This window comes from Actinoallomurus acaciae (assembly GCF_042429965.1).
GTDB classification, from domain to species: Bacteria; Actinomycetota; Actinomycetes; order Streptosporangiales; family Streptosporangiaceae; genus Actinoallomurus; species Actinoallomurus acaciae.
In genome coordinates, this window is sequence record NZ_JBHLZP010001201.1 from 1 (window position 1) to 803 (window position 803).

The 803-nt window shown below is 76.3% G+C and carries 1 protein-coding gene and 1 pseudogene; both read right to left on the bottom strand.

Going from position 1 to position 803, the window contains the following annotated elements:
- Window positions 1-387, bottom strand: a pseudogene (locus tag ACFFNX_RS51620) (serine/threonine protein phosphatase); the annotation flags it as partial.
- Window positions 387-803 (bottom strand): tetratricopeptide repeat protein (locus tag ACFFNX_RS51625; RefSeq protein ID WP_378213846.1); only part of this gene is annotated, 417 nt, incomplete at its 5' end. The pseudogene ACFFNX_RS51620 and the gene ACFFNX_RS51625, both read right to left, overlap by 1 nt.

Sequence of the window (803 nt, forward strand, 5' to 3'; positions counted from 1 at the left end):
CACCGCCAGCGCGCCGGGCGCGGTGTCGGCGGCGACGCGGGAGGCGTCCTCGGGCCGGCTGGAGGAGGAGACCCCGTCGCACACGACGGCGGCCACGCCGTCGGCGGTGGCGGCCAGCGCCATCGCGTCCTCGTTGCGGCTGTGCCGCAGGCCACGGTCGCTCACCCCCGCCGCCCCGGTGATCTCCACCTCGACGTGGTCGGTGCCGTCGGGCTGGCGCAGCCCGCACTGCTCGCAGTAGCCGTCGCTGATCGTGGTGCCGCCGCAGCCCGGGCAGTGGGGGACGGGCGCGTCGAGGCGGTGGCCGCACGCCTCGCAGTAGTCCTCGCCCGGGAACACCGGCAGGTCACAGACCGGGCAGGCCCGCTCTTCGGTCGTCGCGGCCATCAGATCAGCGTCCTCGGACGCGCGGCGTTGGCGCGGATGACGAGGGCGTGGCGTTCGGCCGGGGTGTCGGCGAGTCGGGCCAGCGCACGGTAGGTCTCCTCCAGCCGGGCGCGCAGGGCGCGTTCGGTGAGCGCCGCGTCGAACAGCGTGCCGCTCCGTGGCGCCTCCCCGGTAGCGTCCGCCCAGGTGAGCGCGGTCTCCAGGACCTCGGCCACGAGCCGGCCGCGCTGCTCTCCGTCGAGCTTGATGGTGGACAGGCGGCCGCCCGCGCCGATCAGCTCGGGCTCGGTCAGCTCGGCCGGGTTGCGGCCGCGGATCGTGGTCGCGACCGCGGCGACCTGCGCCGCGACGTGATGGCTGGAGATGCTCGGCACCGAGTCGTCGGCGGCCACGTCGGCCGCGCGGTCGTACCCGGC